This window comes from Schaalia sp. ZJ405, assembly GCF_011038885.2.
Classification (GTDB): Bacteria; Actinomycetota; Actinomycetes; order Actinomycetales; family Actinomycetaceae; genus Pauljensenia.
Map to the genome: position 1 here is coordinate 1,295,400 of NZ_CP064952.1, position 20,689 is coordinate 1,316,088.

The following is a 20,689-nucleotide window of genomic DNA, read 5'->3' on the forward strand; positions in this document are numbered from 1 at the left end:
CTTCCTCTCAAGTCCCGTTCTAGTTCCCTTCGCTGGCACCAACGCCGCGGGCCCACCATCGGCCCTCGCGCTGTCCCGCAAGCAAGGGCAGATCGAAAGCTGCGGACAGGTTGACTCCGGTGAGAGTGCGGTCAATTGGTCCGGCGTTGAGCACTGAACCATTCGCCATGAGGAGCGCGTGAGTGATGCCCGAGGGAATTTCTTCGATCTGGTGGGTGACGAGAATGACCTGCGGTCCGCGTGGATCCGCGATGATTTCGTCGAGCGCTGAGACGAGCATTTCACGTGCACCCAGGTCAAGGCCTGCCGCTGGTTCGTCGAGAATGAGAACTTCGGGGTCCGTCATCAGTGCTCGAGCAAGCAGGGCGCGCTGGGCCTCACCCTGTGACACCGTTGACCAACGCCGATCAGCCAGGTCGGCGATTCCAAAAAGTGCCATGAGGTTGTCGGCTCGCTCATCGTCAATCGTTTCGTATTCTTCGCCAAAAGACACGTGCACGCCCCAGGCTGCCGACCGGACGACGTCGCGAACGGTTGATGTGGGGCGCAGCTTATTCGCCAGGGAATTCGACATGAAACCCACACGCGTTGCGTTCTCTAATGGATCCGTTCGTGAGATGTCCGTTCCGTCGAGACGCACTGTTCCCGCATCGAGGTCGCATCTACCGCAGATTGCTCGAACGAGCGTGGTTTTGCCTGCGCCGTTGGGGCCGAGCACCACCCAGTGCTCACCTTGGGACGACGCCCACGTCACGGAATCAAGGATCGTTGTGCCCTGGCGGGTCACTGTCGCTTGATCAAGTTCAATCACCGAAGTCATGGTCACAGCCTATACGTCTTCACGGACGAGGGAGGGCCCGTGGTCACAAGTGTGTGGGTTGGGGAACCCGGCCTCGTCCTCGTCCATTGATCCTGATAATTCCTAGCGGATCAGCTGTGCGTACAGCGCCGCCGTCTTCTCACCGATGGCATCCCACGAGAAGTGGTCGCGTGCCCGCGCAAGACCCGCCTGTCCCATCTCTCGTGCTCTGTCTGGATGATCGAGGACGAGCATGAGCCTCTGGGCCATCGCTTCCTCGAAAGCCCGCGGATCAAGGGGGGTTCCTGTTCCATCTGTTGCCTGGTCAATCGGGACAAGGTACCCGGTTTCCCCGTCGACGATGACGTCGGGAATACCCCCCGTTGCCGTTCCCACAACAGGAAGCCCCAGAGCCATTGCTTCAAGGTTGACGATTCCTAGAGGTTCGTACACCGACGGAGTGATGAAGACATCGGCGGCGTGGAGGATCGCTGCAAGCTGAGGCTGTGGGAGCATCTGTGGGATGAGGACAACTCCGGTGCGTTCGCTTTGCAGCTGAGTCACCAGGCCATCAACTTCCGCCGCGATTTCCGGGGTGTCAGGGGCGCCCGCACACAGAACGATCTGCACATCATCGGGAAGCATCCGGGCGGCGCGAAGGAAATAGGGCAGACCTTTTTGCCGGGTGATTCGCCCAACGAAGACCACCGTTGGGCGCGTTGGATCGATTCCCTGCTCGGCGAGGACACGGCTTTGGAGAGCTTCGCCCTCGTCCCCTTGGGGTGCGTGCCACTTGTCGAGGTCGATGCCGTTGTGGATCACATGAACGCGATCGGGATCAACCGCGGGGTAGGCGCGAAGAATGTCGTCGCGCATCCCGTTGGACACTGCGATGATTCCTGCGGCAGCTTCGTAGGCGGTCTTCTCAACGAATGATGAGATTCGATATCCTCCGCCGAGCTGCTCTGCTTTCCAGGGGCGTAACGGTTCGAGCGAATGTGCGGAGATCACGTGCGGAATATCGCCCAGGAGAGCTGAGAGGTGGCCGGCGAAGTTGGCGTACCACGTGTGGGAATGAACAAGATCAGCTCCGCTGGTTGCGGCAGTGATCTGGAGATCAACGCCCAGGGTTTTCAGCGCTCCGTTTGCGTCTGCAAGTTCGGCAAGGTCGCGGTAGCCGTAGACTCCCGGCTCTCCTCCCTCGCTTCCTGGTTCGCGCGGGCCGTCAAAAGCGTGAACCCTCAGGTCGTCGATGCGGGGACGCAGCACTTTTGCTAGCTCCGTGACATGAACTCCCGCTCCGCCGTAGACATGGGGCGGATATTCTCGGGTCAGAAGATCAACTCGCATCTGGGTCCTCCCGGCTCGTTTTCGTCATGAATCAAGACTAGCGTGTTCACCACACAGATGGTGTCGGCCACCACATTCCACCCGATACGACGCGCTGTGTCCACATGATGTCATAACGTGCGCTGCACCACATTTTTATCGTAAACTCACCCTATGGCGAAAGATCACGTACTTGCAATCGTCCTTGCCGGTGGCGAGGGTAAGCGGCTGATGCCCCTGACCGAAGACCGAGCTAAACCCGCTGTCCCCTTCGGGGGCCACTATCGGCTGATTGATTTCGCTCTGTCGAACATCGTCAACTCGGGATACTTGAAGATTGTTGTTCTCACACAGTACAAGTCGCATTCTCTCGACCGCCACGTCACGAAGACGTGGTACACGTCGCCCCTACTTGGCAACTTCATCGCACCCGTACCCGCCCAGCAGCGACGCGGTCCTCACTGGTATCTCGGCTCAGCCGACGCCATCTATCAGTCGCTCAACATTGTCGAGGACGAAAAGCCTGACTACATCGTCATCATCGGCGCAGACAACATCTACCGGATGGACTTCTCGCAGATGGTTGCTCATCACAAGGCATCCGGGCTCCCCGCAACGGTCGCCGGCATTCGCCAGCCGATTGAGTTAGCACCGGCGCTGGGCGTTATTGACGCACAAGACGGTGTTGTTAAGAACTTCCTCGAAAAACCCCAGCAGTGCGATGGCCTCCCAGATGATCCCACGCGCGTCCTGGCGTCAATGGGGAACTACGTGTTCACAACTGAGGCACTCATTCAGTGCCTGAGGGAAGACTCGCAGAACCCGGACTCAAAGCACGACATGGGGGGAAATGTCATCCCCTGGTTCGTTGAGCGAGGCGAATGCGGTGTCTATGACTTCAAGGACAATGATGTTCCCGGATCAACTGACCGCGATCGTGACTACTGGCGCGATGTTGGAACTCTTGATGCCTACTACGAAGCAAATATGGACCTCATCAGCGTGCATCCGATTTTCAACCTGTACAACAGGAAATGGCCAACGATGACGCTGCTCAACGGGGCCCTGCCGCCGGCGAAATTCGTCTACGGGGACGAGCATTCCCGCATGGGTCATGCCGTTGATTCCTTCGTGTCACCCGGCGTCATCGTATCGGGTGGGGAAATTTATCATTCGATTGTTTCCCCGGACACCTATGTTCACTCGTGGGCGCAGGTCACTGACTCCGTGGTCATGCACGGATGTAAGATCGGGCGCCACGCCGTCGTCTCAAAGGCAATCCTCGACAAGAATGTCATTGTCGAACAGAGCGCCGTTATCGGGGTCGACCTTGAACATGATCGTGAACGCGGACTCACGGTCACCGAATCGGGAATCACCGTTGTTCCCAAGGGAATGGTTGTGCCCCGTTGACGTCCTACACCTCCCCGGTGGGGCTGACCCTGTCAACCCCACCGGGCCTCATCGTTACCGACGTTGACTCCACTCTCATCGCAGAAGAGGTCATCGAAGAACTCGCCGACTACGCGGGAACACGCGACGAGGTTGCGGCAATCACCTCACGCGCGATGAACGGGGAACTCGATTTTGCCCAATCGCTTCACCACAGGGTGGCAACACTCGCAGGCGTTCCCAATTCTGTATTCGCTCAGGTTCTTGAGTCGATTCACCCAACGCCCGGCGCCGATGCCCTCATCGAAGCTGTGCACCGCTCCGGTGGGTATTTTGGTGTGGTCTCCGGGGGATTCGAGGAAGTCGTGGCACCACTATGTGCGCGCCTGAACATTGATCACTACGTGGCCAACCGCCTTGAAGTGGTTGACGGAGTCCTCACCGGCCGCGTCCTCGGGCAGATCGTCACCTCCGAAGTCAAAGTCACCAAACTCCGCGAATGGGCCTTAGCCCACGATGTGCCCATCGAACAGACCGTCGCCATCGGTGACGGCGCGAACGATGTTCCAATGCTCCAGACCGCGGGCATTGGGATTGCTTTCTGCGCAAAACCAGCGGTGAAGGAACAGATCCCCTATCAGCTCGACACGCGGCGTCTCGACGTCCTCATCGAGCCGCTCGGCCTGTCATAGGACACACGATTACTCCGCTCCTCCCTAGCGATTGCTCGGGGGACGAGGACGAGCGGTGCCTGGGAGACTGCGACCTGATTCGCGGTGAAATAACCAGCGGAACTAGGCCACACGCTCCCCCTCTAGGATCCATGTTCCGTCAGAGTGACAAGGCTCCCATCCCACCCAAACAACCAGCTGCGAGCATGTTCTGCCAGGCGCCGGGGATAGACCTCGCGCGTGCGGGCTTCCACTTCAAGATCGTCAAGTGTCCACCATCTCTGAGTGTCAATGACATCGCGCTCGAGGTCCGTCCACCCGGAATCAGTTAGCTCCTGAGTGTGCGTGTGCGCAACGAAGAACCACTCATCTTGACGCCCCGTCACCGAAAGGAAATCGAACTCTGCCTGACGATAGAGAACGGGGCCGATCAGTTGCTCCGGGGAAATCCGGATACCCGTTTCCTCGTAAAGTTCGCGGACGGCGCCGTCGCGCGGATTCTCGTTGGGCATGAGTCCTCCCCCGATGGTGAACCACCATTGCCGCGACGGGTTATCACGGTCATGGCCCTGAGCCAGAAGAAGCTGACCACACTCATTGAAGAGGACGATCCTCGCGGCCTCTCGGTGAGGGACACCATCAGCGTCGAGGGGCCATTCGGGTCCCAAGGCAGAAAAGCCGTGGTCTTGGCGTTCCTCGGCACTGCCGTGCCGTTGCGTCGACGTCGAACTCACGGCGACTCCGGGGCGTTGAGTGCACGTGACGTGAACCAGATCCGTTGAATCACTGTGATCAACGAACCGAGGGCCACCCAAGCGAGACCCGCAACGAAGAACCACGGACTGAGCCCCAGGTCCATGAGGAAAGCCCCAACGAGAGCCACGATGAGACGATCGGTGCGTTCGGCGATGCCGAGCTTCGCTTCAACCCCCACGGATTCCGCGCGGGCACGCGCATAGGGCACCGTCGCTGAGAGAACCACACCAGCGAGGCCGAGGATAATCGCAAGAGTCCGCACGAGCGATGGTTCCATCTGAAAGACCGCATAGGCGGTCAGTGATGCAAAAACCGCGCCATCGCTGATCCGGTCGAGTGTGGAGTCGAGGAAGGCTCCAAAAGGCGTACCACCCGTTGTCATGCGAGCGAGAGTGCCGTCCACGGAGTCGCAGAATAAGACGATTCCCAGGACGATCGCGCCTTGCCAGAGCAAGCCGAAAGGCAGCATCGACACCGCGACCACCACGGAGATCACCGTGCCCGCGACCGTCACCATGTTCGGGGTGACCCCGAGCTGAGCGAGGAGTCGTGCAAAGGGCGTGAAGATCGTCCGAGTTATTGACCGACCGTGATTGCCTAACACCGCTTCCTCATTTCTCCATTCCTTCAGCGGGCCACGCCGCTGCAAGCCGGGCACGAGCGTCCTCAAGAAGCTCGGGAATTGCCTTCGTCTGCGCGATGATCGGGAGGAAATTCGCGTCTCCTCCCCACCGGGGAACAACGTGTTGATGCAGGTGCGCAGCGATCCCCGCCCCAGCGATGGCCCCCTGATTCATCCCCAAGTTGAAACCATCCGGATGCGCAGTTTCACGTTCGACCCGCATGGCAGTAGCCGTCAGCTCCCCGAGTTCCACCCGTTCCTCGCAGGTGAGCTCCGTATAGTCGGATACATGACGATACGGGCACACCAGCAGATGTCCGGAGTTATACGGGAAGAGATTCATCAAGACAAAGCATGTACGACCTCGATGAACAATGAGTCCGTCCTCGTCCCCCTTGCCGGGAGCCGCGCAGAACGGACACTGCGCATCGGAGGCATCCCGAGGTTTACCCTCGCCGTGAATGTACGCCATGCGGTAGGGCGTCCAGAAACGGCCAAACCCGTCGGGTACACCCGCGATGGAGCGCGCGTCCTCAACGGGAAGTGCCCGGGCATCCTCGCCAGACATCGCTACGCCTCGACGTCGAAGTAATCAGCATTATTGCGGGTCGCAATGTGACGCGTGAGCAACTCAACTGCCCGCTCTAACGGCACCTGGTTGTCCTGACGCCCATCACGGTAGCGGAACGACACCGCCGCGGCCTCAACGTCATCCCCACCTGCGATGAGGGTGAAGGGAACCTTTTCCTTCGATGCGTTACGGATTTTCTTGCCGAAACGATCATCGGAGTGGTCAACCTCGACGCGGACCCCTTCATTGCGCAGGCGTTCGGCCACGGAGTCAACGTAGTCATCGAAAGCCTCGGCAACGGGGATGAGCTTGACCTGAACCGGAGCGAGCCACGCGGGGAACGCTCCCGCGTAGTGCTCGGTGAGAACACCGATGAAGCGTTCAACGGACCCGAGCTTGGCCGAGTGAATCATCACCGGACGCTGGCGTGTGCCATCTGACGCCGTGTATTCCAGGTCGAAACGTTCGGGCTGGTTAAAGTCGTACTGGATCGTCGACATTTGCCAAGTCCGCCCGATCGCATCCTTGACCTGCACGGAGACTTTCGGACCGTAGAAAGCTGCGCCGCCTGGATCAGGAACAAGGTCCAATCCCGTTGCCGCACAGGCGTCTTCGAGGGCCTTTGTTGCTGCCGCCCAGTCCTCGTCCGAACCGATGAACTTGTCTTTCTTCGCGCCGTCCTCGTCACGGGTTGACAGCTCAAGGTAGAAGTCATTGAGACCGAAGGCTTCGAGGATGGAGAGGAAGAATGTAATCTGGTGCTCGATTTCCCTGCTTGCCTGTTCGGGCGTGCAGTAGGTGTGCGAGTCATCCTGAGTGAATCCCCGCATACGGGTCAGTCCGTGAACAACGCCGGATTTCTCATAGCGGTAGTCGTGCCCCATCTCGAAGAACCGCAGCGGCAGCTCACGATAGGAACGTCCGCGCGAGCGGAAAATCAGGTTATGCATCGGGCAGTTCATGGCCTTGAGGTAGTACTCCTGTCCGGCCTTCGTGATGTTTCCGTCCTCGTCACGTTCTTCGTCGACCTGCATGGGCGGGAACATGGTATCCGCGTAGTAGGGCAAGTGACCCGACGTGTGGAAAAGGCCGCCCTTGGAAATCTCGGGCGTGTGGACGAAATCGAATCCGGCTTTCAGGTGCCGCTCCACAACATAGGATTCGATCTCGTGACGAAGCATTGCCCCCTTGGGATGGAAAACCACCAGGCCGGGGCCGATCTCATCGGGGAATGAGAAGAGATCAAGTTCTGCTCCCAGACGCCGGTGATCACGGCGCTCTGCTTCCTTGATGCGTTCCTGGTAGGCAACGAGGTCATCCTTGGAGGCCCATGCTGTGCCGTAGATCCGCTGTAACTGGTCGTTTGCCTGATCGCCCTTCCAATAGGCAGCGGAGGATTTCGTCAGAGCAAAACCATTGCCGATGAGCTTCGTTGACGGCAAGTGCGGGCCGCGGCACAGGTCTTTCCATGCGACATGTCCATCGCGACGGACATTGTCGTACATTGTCAGCTGTCCTGCGCCGACCTCAACGCTCGCGCCTTCAGCGCCATTTCCTTTCGTCGTCACGAGTTCCAACTTGTAGGGCTGGTCTGCGAGTTCATGACGCGCCTCGTCCTCGCTAATCTCGCGTCGCCTAAAAGTCTGGCCTTCTTTGACGATCCGTTTCATCCGCTTTTCGAGGTCTTTGAGCAGTTCCGGGGTCACCGCATCGATGTTGCCGAAGTCGTAGTAGAAACCGTCGGTGATGAAAGGGCCGATGCCGAGGTTGACGTCGGGAAAAATCTCCTGAACCGCCTGCGCGAGCACGTGTGTGGCCGAATGGCGCAGAATGTCGAGCCCGTCGGGAGAGTCAAGAGTGATGGCGTCAACCTGCGTGCCCGCCTCGAAAGGACGATCAAGGTCACGAGGTTGCCCGTCGACCTTGACTGCAACGACGTCACGACGTTCGCGGTACCACGTTGTTCCCGTGGTGCCCGCCTCGATAGTGCATTCGTGTCCGTCAATCACGAGGTCAATGCTCTCCACTGGTAGCTCCTCTTCACAGGGTCTCAAACATCTTTATGCTACCCGGCTTTTCCACGGAGTTTCACCCGGTGTCAGTCAGTGGCGTTCAGGGGACGAGGACGAGGTGGCTCACCATCAACACGTGTGCGGATAAACGAAGTGGCCACCGCCCAGTTGAGGGCGGTGGCCACTTTCTCAGCCGACTGTAGACTCCTGAAGTCAAGCTGCGGAGGACTCGTGTCTTCGGCGCTTCCTCTTCATCAACGATGTGAGGGATTGCGCCGAGGCTCCGTCAGTCATGAGTTGTCACGACGACGTCGGTAGACGAGGACACTCACCGCTCCTCCGATGAGTAGAGCGAAGGCGAGAGCTACCGGAGCGGACGCACCCGTGGAAGCAAGTAGGCCTTTCTTAGTGGATGTGGAGTGAGTACCCCGGTCAACACGGCCCTGTCCCTTCTGACCCGCAGATGAAGTTGAGCCATCAACATACGGCTTGTACGCCGCAATCACAGAGGTGCCATTGACATCCACGCGTTTGACCAGAACACCGGAGGCTTGGCCCACGAAGTTCGGTTCCGGTGTGAATGTCACCGTGCCATCAGGCGATACCGTGTAGGTTCCCTCGCCAGGAACCTTCTTCGTGGTTGAGCCGTCGTCAAAGGTTGCCGGTACGGTCTCGTCAATCAGAACATCCGGATCACCGGGGGTAAATGTCGGCTTGCCCGACTGCGCCTGACCCTGTTGACCGGAGGATTCTGCAGGAGAAGTCGCAGGAATCACTGGTTCAACGGTGGCTGTGTACAGCCCAAGAACCTCAGTGCCATTGGTATCTACCCTCTTGACCGCAACCGACGGAGTTTTTCCACTAAAGGACTTTACCGGCGTAAAGGTCACCGTGCCATCGGGAGCCACCGTAAAGGTACCGACACCGTCTACTGTCTTCGTGGTTGTACCGTCGTCAAAGGTCGCGGGTACGGCCTCGTCAATCGGGGCAGAATCCGCACCGGGCGTAAAGGTCGGCTGACCCGACTGCTTCTGACCCTGCTTACCGGAGGTCTCAACAGGAGTAGCTGCAGGAATCACTGGTTCAACGGTGGCTGTGTACAGCCCAAGAACCTCCGTGCCATTGGTATCTACCCTCTTGACCGCAACCGACGGAGCTTTCCCTCTAAAGGACTTTACCGGCGTAAAGGTCACCGTGCCATCGGGAGCCACCGTAAAGGTACCGACACCATCCACTGTCTTCGTGGTTGTACCGTCGTCAAAGGTCGCGGGTACAGCCTCGTCAATCGGGGCAGAATCCGCACCGGGCGTAAAGGTCGGCTGACCCGACTGCTTCTGACCCTGCTTACCGGAGGTCTCAACAGGAGTAGCCGCGGGGGTCACAGCCGTCACGGTAGGCGTGTACGTGGCGGTCACAGCGGTGCCATTCTGATCCACGCGCTTAACAGTGACCCCAGTTGCCGTGCCTGTAAAGGACTTCTCTGGAGTAAAGGTCACCGTGCCATCGGCAGCCACCGTGTATGTTCCCTCACCAGGAACTATCTTCGTGGTCGAGCCATCCTCAAAGGTTGCTGGAACCGTGTCATCCATCGGAACACTCGGATCACCGGGAGTGAACGTTGGCTGACCTGACTGTTCCTGGCCTTGTTCACCTGACGTCGACGCGGCTTCACCCTTCGGCGCCACAGCCGTCACAGTCGGTGTGTACATGGCGGTCACCGCAGTGCCGTTCTTATCAACACGTTTAACAGTCACACCGGTCGCGGTACCGGTGAAAGACTTCACCGGAGTAAAGGTCACTGTTCCGTCAGTAGCCACTGTAAAGGTACCAACACCGTCCACTGTCTTCGTGGTTGTACCGTCGTCAAAGGTCGCGGGTACGGCCTCGTCAATCGGAACACTCGGATCACCGGGGGTAAAGGTCGGCTTGCCCGACTGCGCCTGACCCTGGACACCCGTGGTAGATACAGCTTCACCCCTCGGCGTCACCGGCTCCACAGTAGGCTTATACGTCGCGGTGACGGCAGTGCCATTCTGATCCACGCGTTTGACGGTGACACCTGTCTTTGCTCCGCCGACGAAGTTTGGCTCCGGAGTAAAGGTCACCGTGCCGTCGGCAGCCACCGTGTACGTTCCCTCACCAGGAACTTTCTTCGTGGTCGAGCCATCCTCGAAGGTTGCTGGGACCGTGTCATCCATCGGCACACTCGGATCGCCCGGAGTAAAGCGCGGAGTCCCACTTTGGGTAAGCCCCTGCTTCCCAACGCTCGTCTGATCCTCTGCCGTGGGGGTCACCGGTTGGACGGTGGGTGTGTACGTGCCGGTCACGGCAGTGCCGTTCTTGTCTACGCGCTTAACAGTGACCCCAGTCGCGGTACCGGTGAAAGACTTCACCGGCGTGAACGTCACTGTGCCATCGGCAGCAACCGTGTAGGTACCAACACCGTCCACTGTCTTCTCGGTGGTGCCATCCTCGAAGGTCGCTGGCACAGTGTCATCCATCGGAACATCCGGATCGCCGGGAGTGAACGTCGGTTTACCTGACTGTTCCTGACCTTGCTTACCAGAACTCTCAGCAGGAGAACCCTCAGGGATCACAGCCGTCACAGTCGGTGTGTACGTCGCGGTGATGGCAGTGCCGTTCTTATCTACGCGCTTGACAGTCACACCGGTTGCAGTACCGGTGAAAGACTTCACCGGAGTAAAGGTCACTGTGCCGTCCGCAGCAACCGTGTAGGTCCCCTCATCAGGAACTTTCTTCGTGGTCTTTCCATCCTCAAAGGTGGCGGGTACGGCCTCGTTGATCGGAACACTCGGATCACCGGGAGTGAACGTCGGCTGACCTGACTGTGCCTTCCCCTGGATACCCGTGGTAGATACAGCTTCACCCCTCGGGGTCACAGCTGTGACAGTGGGCGTGTAGAGAGCCTGCGCCGATGTTCCATTGACATCCACCCGTTGAACCGTCACCGGAACTGGCGTCCCCACAAAACCCTTGTGAGGCGTAAAGGTCACGACACCGCTAGCACCATCAATCGTATAGGTCCCAACAGTCTTCCCTTGAGCATCCTTGGCATCAATGGACGAATCATCAACAACATGCCCGTCAACAACAAACTTCGCAGGCACATTCTCGTCAATCGGAACGCTCGGATCACCAGGCGTAAATGTCGGCGTACCCGACTGCGCCTTCCCCTGAAGACCTGACGTCGACGCGGCCTCACCCCTCGGGGTCACAGCCGTCACGGTCGGTGTGTACGTGGCAGTGACGGCAGTGCCGTTCTGATCCACGCGCTTGACAGTCACACCGGTTGCGGTACCGGTGAAAGACTTCACCGGCGTGAACGTCACTGTGCCATCAGCAGCAACCGTGTATGTTCCCTCATCAGGAACTTTCTTCGTGGTCTTTCCATCCTCAAAGGTGGGTGCCACGGCCTCGTCAATCGGAACACTCGGATCGCCGGGAGTGAACGTCGGCTGACCTGACTGTGCCTTCCCCTGCACACCTGTGGTGGTCACCGAGGTGGAGGTGGGGACAACCGCTTCAACGGTCGCTGTGTAAAGCCCAAGGACCCCAGTGCCGTTCGTATCCACACGCTTGACTGCAACCGACGGAGCTTTCCCACTAAAGGACTTCACCGGAGTGAACGTCACGGTGCCATCAGCCGCGACCGTAAAGGTACCGACACCTTCTACTGTCTTCGTGGTTGTGCCATCCTCAAAGGTCGCCGGCACAGTGTCATCCATTGGAGCAGAATCCGCGCCGGGCGTAAACGTCGGTGTACCCGACTGTGCCTGACCCTGCTTACCAGAACTCTCAGCAGGAGAAGCCGTAGGAGTCACAGCAGTGACGGTAGGTGTATAGAGAGCCCGTGCCGACGTTCCATTGACATCTACGCGTTGAACCGTCACCGGAACAGGCGTCCCAACAAAACTCTTGTGAGGCGTAAAAGTCACAACACCGCTAGCACCATCAATCGCATAAGTACCGACAGTCTTCCCCTGAGCATCCTTGGCATCAATGGACGAATCATCAACAACATGCCCATCAACAACAAACTTCGCAGGAACGCTCTGATCAATCGGAACAGAATCCACTCCGGGGGTAAATGTCGGCGTACCCGACTGCGCCTTCCCCTGCACACCAGTGGTAGATACAGCTCCACCCCTCGGCGTCACAGCCGTCACGGTCGGCGTGTACGCGGCAGTGACGGCAGTGCCATTCTGATCCACGCGCTTGACAGTGACACCAGTTGCGGTACCGGTGAAAGACTTCAGCGGAGTAAAGGTCACCGTGCCATCAGCAGCTACCGTGTAGGTACCAACACCGTCCACTGTCTTCTCGGTAGTGCCGTCGTCAAAAGTTGCCGCCACGGCCTCGTCAATCGGAACACTCGGATCACCAGGAGTGAACGTCGGCGTACCCGACTGCGCCTTCCCCTGCACACCCGTGGTGGTCACCGAAATGGAGGTGGGGACAACCGCTTCAACCGTAGCCGTGTACAGCCCGAAATACCCAGTGCCGTTCGTATCCACACGCTTGATCACAACCGACGGAGCTTTCCCAATAAAGGACTTCACCGGCGTAAAGGTCACCGTGCCGTCAGCGGCCACCGTAAAGGTACCGACATCGTCCACTGTCTTCGTGGTTGTGCCATCCTCAAAGGTTGCCGGCACATTCTCGTCAATCGGAACATCCGGATCAGCGGCTGTAAACGTCGGCTGACCCGACTGTGCCTGACCCTGCTTACCAGAACTCTCGGCAGGAGCCGCAGTCGTCACAGTAGGCGTGTAGTTTCCAACGGCAGGAATGTCGTTAGCGTCACGAAGCACCACAGTCACCGGATCAGGAGTACCGATAAAGTCTGCGTTGGGAGTGAAGGTCACTTTCCCTGACAAAGGATCAAGAGTGTAGGTACCAACTTTCTTGCCGTTCTTCATGGCGTCGATCGTTGTATCAGAAAGATCAGACACCGTAACAGTTCCATCGTCTGCCGTGGTCACTGTGGCAAAAGTGGCCTGATGTTCCGGCGAGGGAGTGAATGCAGTCTTTCGTCCGTCCTCGTCATACCCATAGAAGGGAACCATTGCGCTCTGGGGTATTCCCCTGGACCCTTGTGACTTCTGAGGGATGGATCCGGGAACCGAGATGCGGAAATCTTCAACCTCACCGGAGAATGCTGTACCAGTGGGTTTGATGACGCCGACCTCGTCAGCCGCAATGCGCACACGGGCACCCAGGTGCTGAGGAGTAAAACTCGGAGCCGGAGCATTCGGGAAGGTGATTGTTGCCAGGCCGGCAGAATTCACGCTCACGATGTTCGATGCTTCAGCTTCGTCGAACTGTCCGTTCTCGTTGAAGTCAATCCACGCGCGCGCCTTCGCTGTGCTTCCCTCAGCTGGGGAAAGCAGCACCTTCATGCTCTGCGTCACTGGATCGTATTGGAGCGGAGCACCACCATCGGGGACGAGTTGACCAACGCCTTCATCAGCTGTGGGTTCACCAATGTTTCCTTCACCATTCGTATCGGCGAGGCTATCGAGATCGTCCGTCTTCCAATCCACGGACGTGACACCACGAGATTCACGTTCAAGATCTACGTCGGCCTTGACCCGGCCAATCTGGGGTTGCGTCGGATTGTTGTTGATCAGATGACGCGCTTCCCCGTAGGAGTCAGGAGCATCCCCGTAATCCGCAGCGAGGATACCGATCATGGCAGCCTGGTTCCAGTGGGTGCGCACATAGACACCCAGGTTGGAAGCATCACGGGTCAGGACGAGGGGTGAGGAGCGGTGTTCTTTCTTCGCATCCTGAGTGGGACCATACAGCTTGGTGCCGATACCGTCGATGTACCAGCCTTCGCGTCCGTTGATGTCCACACCAGGCTTTTTGCGGATTGCCCGCGAAGCTACCTCAGGATCAGTGGTGAAGTTGGAAAAGAGCATCGACTCGGCATCGCCGACCGAATCCCCCCTGGGGGTACTAATAGCTCTCGGAGCCTTCTTGTAGTCTTCCCACGAGAGAACTTCGTAACTTGAGGTCGTTTGATTCGCTCCCGACTTCGAGGAAATTTCGGTAAGAAGCTCAAAAGGGGAACCATCAGTGCTGGCGAGGATGTACTCTAAGTTCGCTTCTTCCGAATCAGCGACTACGGCATCCACCGGGAAAGTTCGATCACCGTATATACCGGTCAACTTCAGCTGAACACCCCAGTTTGCGCGGCGACGCCCACCAGGACCGTTGTAGTTCACCGCGAGGGAAACCTTGCCTGATGGGTTGAAACCGAGGGAGACGAGATTGGAATCTCGGGCGGGCATCAGCGAGGCAATGATTCCCACGGGACTGATCGCTTCGGCATTCGCCGTGTTTACCGCGGTGTCATCATAGGACGCAGATTCCGGGAGCTGATCGGCGAGCCCATATTCATCGATACGTTCTTTGTAGGTGTCTGTGGCGCGGAAGGGTTGAAGACCAACCACTTCCACCTTCACCTTGTAGCCTGGGGTGATCTCCTGTTCCAGGTAGCTCCCAACCCTGAGGGTTTGATCCGTGTTGAGATCCTTAAACTTCCCAAAGTCGAGCCAATTAATAGAATCACGAACCGTGACATTGTTCTGATCAGCGTAACGCTCATAGTGCTGCGGATCATCCGGAGTTACTGCTGAGGAGCTACCTTCCCCAGCCAGCGCAATAGTTGCATAACCCCCCCCCGCCAGGGTCAGCGGGAGAACAATAGAGGTTACAACCAGCGTCTTGAAGCGCGAGGAGTGTTTCGTGTTCCTCATCTTTCCTCTCCTCTGAAAAACAGAGTAAATACACAGTCGCTGATCGGTCAATGAAGAATAAAGTTCTGAGCGAGGCTAATGCCACAGCTCATCGAGCATTTACTCTAGTGACCATACGGCGAAACGGTTACCGAAAAAGATAACACGAGTGATCGCCGATTCTCAACAACACGTGGAGAGAAAACTATTCCTTCACACACGTATCTGCGGGAAAAATGAGGCACCCTGGACTGGAGAGAAATGATGCATCTACTCCAGCCCAGGCACCACAGAACTACCCTCGCCGACGCGTGATCAGAGCACACATCCCAAGACCCAGCAGTGCCAGTGCAGGGATCGCCAGATCGTTGACACCTGTCACCGCCAGTTTCTTAGCCGATACCGGTGTCTTCCCCTTGGCTTTCTTCACACTGCTTGGAGTCTGGGACGTTCCCCCTGGTGTCTGCGGAGACGATGCACCCGGCCCCTGTGGTGTGGTGCCATTCGGATTCTCCGGCACGGTTTCCTCCGGAGCCTCAGGTGGTGTGATTTCTTCCGGTTTCTCAGGTGTGATTTCTTCCGGTTTCTCAGGTGTGATTTCTTCCGGTTTCTCAGGTGTGATTTCTTCCGGTTTCTCAGGTGTGATTTCTTCCGGTTCCTCAGGAGTGGTCTCTTCCGGCTTCTCAGGAGTGGTCTCTTCCGGTTCCTCAGGCGTGGTCTCTTCCGGCTTCTCAGGAGTGGTCTCTTCCGGTTCCTCAGGCGTGGTCTCTTCCGGCTTCTCAACGAAGTTCCACACACCCACCAGGCGATGGTCGGCGCCGACAGTGACTTCTGTGACCGCTTGAGATTCCGGGGTGTACGCGTCGGCGTACCATCCAACAAACTCCCATGTCCCTTCGGGTGTAACGACGGACGCAGGCTTCGTTAGCGTGATGACATCACCCTTCTCCTTGCCGCTTTGCGCGGAAGGAAGCAAGGCCATGACTTCCTTAGGAAGAGTCTGGGCACCATCACGTGCAGCGAATTCATATGTCACCGTGTAGAGACGGTGGTAGTCCAGCGCAACGATATTTGCTCGGAAAGGACCAATCGCCAGAGCGTTCTTCGTCGGCAGTGAGAAAATTCCCGAACCAATCGGTCCAACATCGGCGACAGCCAGGCCAGACACCGTGCCAGTAGCTTTAAGCGGAGCGATCTCATCGTTGACAAGCTGAAGTGCCGTTGCATCGTTGATCCGCAGAACCTGATTCTTCGCGTCTGCTCCAAGATCATGCGTTCCCAGCGAACGCAGCGTCATCTTCTGAAGAATTGTTTCGGCGATCGAGGAACCGGGGGTGGCAACGACGGAACTCTCGGAGATCTTTTCCTCCGGTCCGTGCCGCAGAATCACCCGGACCGTGAGGTGACCTGTTCCGTGAGTTTTCACGCCGAATCGTACGTTCGGGTTGTTATTGCTGATCAGTGAGGCGAAGCTCGTCTTCGTTGCCCCCAGATCCTCACCCGTTGTCGGATTGACAATGGGGAGCGGTTTTCGCTTCTCATCGAGGACGTAGAGCGGGCGCCACGAGTATCCCGAAAACTCAAGGTTGAGAACCTCAGGAACAACGATCCCCTTGTCCAGCAACACATCGAGGTCGACGTAGGTGTATCCAGCTGCCTTACCACTAGCTGTGCTGAGCTCAGCACCACCGGAAAGGAGCTTTGAGTAGTCACGACTGAGCACTGGAAGATACGCGTTCGATGCCGGAGGATTTCGGTAGACAAGCATGGCGATCTCGTTGTTCATGGTGAATTCGGACCGCAGAGCGACCTCGTGAATTGTTGACGTGTCGTCCTTGTGTTCGTAGAGATCAGTGATCGTCGTTGTTGTGATCTTGTCCGTTACCGTTTTTTCGACGCTATAACGCTGGGTATTCGGAAGTGTCTGGTCGGCAACGCGTTCAGCTTCTTCTGTGTTATCAGAACGAAGCCCCGGATTAATTTCCACCGAGCTAGATCCAAAAGCTGTGGTAATTTTGTTCATTCCGCTTAAGAGCGCAAGTCCGAGGCTGAGGTTATCTCGGGGAAGAGGGGCATCTAAAGGCGTCGTCAGAGAAAAGTACACGCCATAGAGACGGGCATCACTTCCGATCCCCGTGGGGAATGCAGTGGAAATGGTGTCTTCAGCCGAGAAAAGACGAGCCCCGGGAGCTAGAGCTCCAGTCTTCGAGTCAGGTGCCTGATCACTCCAGCCGAGGAAGATCTTTCCCAGATGCCGAAAAGAGCCTTGATTCGGTACGGGACCGCCAATTTTATCCGTTGCTGCCACGTATTCTTTTTGAGTATCCACACGCCGAGTGGACTCATCCGTCCACTGACCAACGAGGGACACGGTCCCAGCGTAGCTCGGTGCATCATTGTCCGTGCGAGCAGCCGATTCAGAGTTCTCCGCAGGGGCTGACTGCGGCGCATCTGTGGACTCGGTGGCTCCGTCAGAACCGGAAGCTGAGCCCGAGGGGGCCTCCGGTGTTTCATCGGCTCCCGCGGTGTTGCCATTGCTGCCGTCAGTGCTCACATCAGCGGGAGTATTCTCGCCACTTCTGTCGACGCCAGATTCAACAAGGGACTCAGTCCCCGGCGCAGTTGCCGCTGCGGCTTCTCGATCGAGAGCATATGTAGGGGAAACGAAGGATAAAAGGACCGTGGATGCGAGTGCAGTGGTTGCAGCCAATCCAACGTAGCGTCTCAAAGGACGTCGTGAAAGTGAGGGCGTATGCTCCATAAGGATCTCCAACTGAATCGAAGTTTCCTGTACATGGTAACCGATTAATGTTGATTTCTTTACAAGTAACGCTGAGTCTTGGATCACGCTTACACCTGCGGGTTCGCAGACGCTGCCACTATCAGCCGCACATCGGTTCTGGGCTATAGGGGCTCTTCGGGGTTCGACCTCGTCCAGACGTCGCTGACGCAGATCCCGTTGAGAAGCCCCGATTGAGGTTTGCCGGGGATGAGGGAGGGAGTGCAGTACAAAGGCACACTCACTATGCATAAGAGTGGTGGGCGATACTGGGATCGAACCAGTGACCTCTTCCGTGTGAAGGAAGCGCGCTACCCCTGCGCCAATCGCCCGAGGTGGGTACGGGATTCGAACCCGTGTATACGGCTTTGCAGGCCGCTGCCTCGCCTCTCGGCCAACCCACCAGGTCTAAGTGGCCACGCGGCCAACGAGACGAGCGGATGACGGGACTCGAACCCGCGACCCTCACCTTGGCAAGGTGATGCTCTACCAACTGAGCCACATCCGCGACTGACCGCCAATGCGGCCGGGAAACTGCCCCGCCGATTCGGCAATAACCGAAACGACCGTGGGCGATACTGGGATCGAACCAGTGACCTCTTCCGTGTCAGGGAAGCGCGCTCCCGCTGCGCCAATCGCCCGAGCGGATGACGGGACTCGAACCCGCGACCCTCACCTTGGCAAGGTGATGCTCTACCAACTGAGCCACATCCGCGTCTCAATCAAACCCCTTAGGGGCTCGCTTGAACGGGTTAGAGCTTAACAGGTTTTCCCTCCGGAATAAAAATTTAAGCGGAAGAGACACCAATCACACACAGGCTTAGCCGCGGAAATTTGCCACTTACCAAGCTCGCAGGGTCATTTCATGGCACGCTAGGAACATGCACATACGACCTGGTAACCCCTACCCGCTCGGCGCAACCTTTGACGGGTCGGGAACAAACTTTGCGGTTTTCTCCTCGGGTGCCTCCGGCGTCGACCTTTGCCTCATTGACGAGGACGGACAGGAAACTCGCGTCCCACTGACCGAGGTTGATGCGTGGGTCTGGCATGCATATCTTCCCGACGTTGTTCCCGGCCAACGTTACGGCTACCGCGTCAACGGACCGTGGGATCCAGAAAACGGACAGCGCTACGACTACTCGAAACTCCTCCTCGACCCGTATGCGAAGGCAATTGACGGCCACATCGCGAACTCACCGTCGATTTTCTCCTACCAGTTCGACGACCCCAGTCAACGCAACACGGATGACTCCGCGGATTCGACGATGCACTCAATCGTCATCAACCCCTATTTTGACTGGACGGGTGATCATCAACCCCGTCACGACTACTCCGAGACAATCATCTACGAAGCCCACGTCAAAGGGATGACACAGCTCCACCCGGAGATCCCCGAGGATCTGAGAGGAACCTACGCAGGCCTTGCACACCCGGCGATGATCGCGCATTTCAAGGATCTTGGGGTGACGGCGATCGAACTCATGCCCATTCATCAATTTGTCAACGATCCTGGTCTCCAGGACAAGGGCCTGTCGAATTACTGGGGATACAACACCATTGGATTCTTCGCTCCCCACAACGCCTATTCGTCGAAAACAACGAAAGGCGACCAGGTTAACGAATTCAAGGCAATGGTCAAGGCCTTCCATGCGGCAAACATCGAGGTCATCCTCGATGTTGTGTACAACCACACGGCCGAAGGCAACCATCTGGGGCCAACCCTGTCCTTCAAGGGCTTGGACAACTCCGCCTACTACCGGCTCGTTGACGGGGACCGTCAGCACTACTTCGACACCACGGGGACAGGTAATTCGCTCCTCATGTCCTCTCCCCAAGTCCTCCAACTCATCATGGATTCGCTCCGCTACTGGGTGACGGAGATGCACGTTGACGGGTTCCGTTTTGATCTTGCCTCAACTCTCGCCCGACAATTCGCCGAGGTCGACCGACTTTCTGCTTTCTTCCACCTGATCCATCAAGATCCGATCGTTTCCCAGGTCAAGCTCATTGCCGAGCCGTGGGATGTTGGTCAGAACGGATATCAGGTTGGCGGCTTCCCTCCCCTATGGACCGAATGGAACGGTGAATACCGCGATACTGTCCGTGACTTTTGGCGAGGCGAATTCTCTTCACTGCCGGGATTCGCGTCACGTCTCGTTGGATCAGCCGACCTGTACGAAGCTACCGGGCGACGCCCCGTGGCCTCAATCAACTTCGTGACGGCACACGACGGCTTCACCCTGCGCGACCTCGTGAGCTACAACAACAAACACAACGAAGCTAACGGTGAAGGTGGAGCTGATGGCGCCAACGACAACCGTTCGTGGAACTGCGGGGTCGAAGGCCCAACCGATGACGCGGAAGTTGTCGCTCTCAGGCGCCGACAAATCCGCAACTTCCTGACAACCGTTATTTTCTCTCAGGGCGTGCCCATGATCTGTCACGGCGACGAAATGGGACGCACCCAGCAGGGAAATAACAATACCTACTGTCAGGACAACGAACTCTCATGGGTTCATTGGGATCTTGACGACGACCAGCAAGCGCTCTTGCATTTTTCTCAGCGCCTATTCCACCTCCGGCTTGATCATCCGGTTCTTCGGCGCCGGCGTTTCCTCAAAGGGCCTGCCGAGCGCGGAGGAGAATCCGAGCTTGGCGAGGTCGAGTGGTTCACCCCCACGGGAACCCACATGACCGAAGATCAGTGGAACCAGCCCTGGGCTCGCGCAACGATGGTGTTCTACAACGGTGAAGCCATCGTCGAACCGGACCAGCTGGGCAACACAATCTACGACGACGACTTCCTTCTCTTGCTCAACGCCTCACCCGACCGCATCGAGTTCACCATTCCAACCCCGCAATACGGCCGCAAATGGCTCACCGAGATCAACACGGCAGATGACGATGATCGACGCGAGTACCACAGCGGCGACATTGTCGAGGTCGGGGCGCGCACGGCAATTATCCTGATGAACCCGCGGGGCGAGTAAG

Annotated in this window: 11 protein-coding genes and 5 tRNA genes; 3 read left to right on the forward strand and 13 right to left on the reverse strand. The window is 57.7% G+C overall.

The genetic code is table 11. From position 1 onward, the window contains the following. Positions 1-19: 19 nt before the first annotated feature. Entirely contained in the window at positions 20-820 is an 801-nt protein-coding gene (locus G7Y41_RS05305; RefSeq protein WP_165315400.1) for an ABC transporter ATP-binding protein, read from the reverse strand. Between the two features lie 102 nt (positions 821-922). Further along, entirely contained in the window at positions 923-2,149 is a 1,227-nt protein-coding gene (gene glgA / locus G7Y41_RS05310; protein ID WP_165315401.1) for a glycogen synthase, read from the reverse strand. 153 nt (positions 2,150-2,302) lie between these two features. Between glgA and glgC the strand changes: the two genes are divergently transcribed. Together glgC and serB are read left to right on the forward strand one after the other, a co-directional pair. After that, positions 2,303-3,541, forward strand: coding sequence for a glucose-1-phosphate adenylyltransferase (gene glgC, locus G7Y41_RS05315; RefSeq protein ID WP_165315402.1), 1,239 nt, complete (start codon positions 2,303-2,305; stop codon positions 3,539-3,541). Continuing rightward, the gene (gene serB / locus G7Y41_RS05320) at positions 3,538-4,212 is read left to right on the forward strand and encodes a phosphoserine phosphatase SerB (RefSeq protein WP_165315403.1); all 675 of its coding nucleotides are present in this window, start codon (positions 3,538-3,540) and stop codon (positions 4,210-4,212) included. The genes glgC and serB overlap by 4 nt, the downstream gene beginning before the upstream one ends. Before the next feature lie 122 nt (positions 4,213-4,334). On the opposite strand, the gene G7Y41_RS05325 is transcribed toward serB, so the two are convergent. The 11 genes from G7Y41_RS05325 to G7Y41_RS05375 all read right to left on the reverse strand — a co-directional run bounded on the left by G7Y41_RS05325 (position 4,335) and on the right by G7Y41_RS05375 (position 18,410). Next, the gene (locus tag G7Y41_RS05325) at positions 4,335-4,859 is read right to left on the reverse strand and encodes an NUDIX hydrolase (RefSeq protein ID WP_442984267.1); all 525 of its coding nucleotides are present in this window, start codon (positions 4,857-4,859) and stop codon (positions 4,335-4,337) included. A 62-nt stretch (positions 4,860-4,921) separates the two neighbouring features. After that, entirely contained in the window at positions 4,922-5,551 is a 630-nt protein-coding gene (pgsA, locus tag G7Y41_RS05330; RefSeq protein WP_165215044.1) for a phosphatidylinositol phosphate synthase, read from the reverse strand. 7 nt (positions 5,552-5,558) lie between these two features. Further along, complete coding sequence (locus tag G7Y41_RS05335; protein ID WP_165215049.1) at positions 5,559-6,137, reverse strand: HIT family protein; 579 nt, start codon at positions 6,135-6,137, stop codon at positions 5,559-5,561. 2 nt (positions 6,138-6,139) lie between these two features. Beyond that, entirely contained in the window at positions 6,140-8,167 is a 2,028-nt protein-coding gene (gene thrS / locus G7Y41_RS05340) for a threonine--tRNA ligase (protein ID WP_165315405.1), read from the reverse strand. 275 nt (positions 8,168-8,442) lie between these two features. Next, the gene (locus G7Y41_RS05345; protein WP_165315406.1) at positions 8,443-14,937 is read right to left on the reverse strand and encodes a GEVED domain-containing protein; all 6,495 of its coding nucleotides are present in this window, start codon (positions 14,935-14,937) and stop codon (positions 8,443-8,445) included. Positions 14,938-15,211: 274 nt separating this feature from the next. Continuing rightward, positions 15,212-17,677, reverse strand: coding sequence for an SHIRT domain-containing protein (locus G7Y41_RS05350; RefSeq protein ID WP_165315407.1), 2,466 nt, complete (start codon positions 17,675-17,677; stop codon positions 15,212-15,214). Positions 17,678-17,952: 275 nt separating this feature from the next. Continuing rightward, positions 17,953-18,027 (reverse strand) — tRNA-Val (locus G7Y41_RS05355). Between the two features lies 1 nt (position 18,028). Next, positions 18,029-18,099 (reverse strand) — tRNA-Cys (locus G7Y41_RS05360). A 31-nt stretch (positions 18,100-18,130) separates the two neighbouring features. Then, positions 18,131-18,203, reverse strand: a tRNA-Gly gene (locus tag G7Y41_RS05365). 61 nt (positions 18,204-18,264) lie between these two features. Continuing rightward, positions 18,265-18,336, reverse strand: a tRNA-Val gene (locus G7Y41_RS05370). Position 18,337: 1 nt separating this feature from the next. Beyond that, positions 18,338-18,410: transfer RNA gene (locus tag G7Y41_RS05375), tRNA-Gly, on the reverse strand. Positions 18,411-18,576: 166 nt separating this feature from the next. Between G7Y41_RS05375 and glgX the strand changes: the two genes are divergently transcribed. Beyond that, positions 18,577-20,688, forward strand: coding sequence for a glycogen debranching protein GlgX (gene glgX / locus G7Y41_RS05380; RefSeq protein WP_165215069.1), 2,112 nt, complete (start codon positions 18,577-18,579; stop codon positions 20,686-20,688). Position 20,689: the final 1 nt, after the last annotated feature.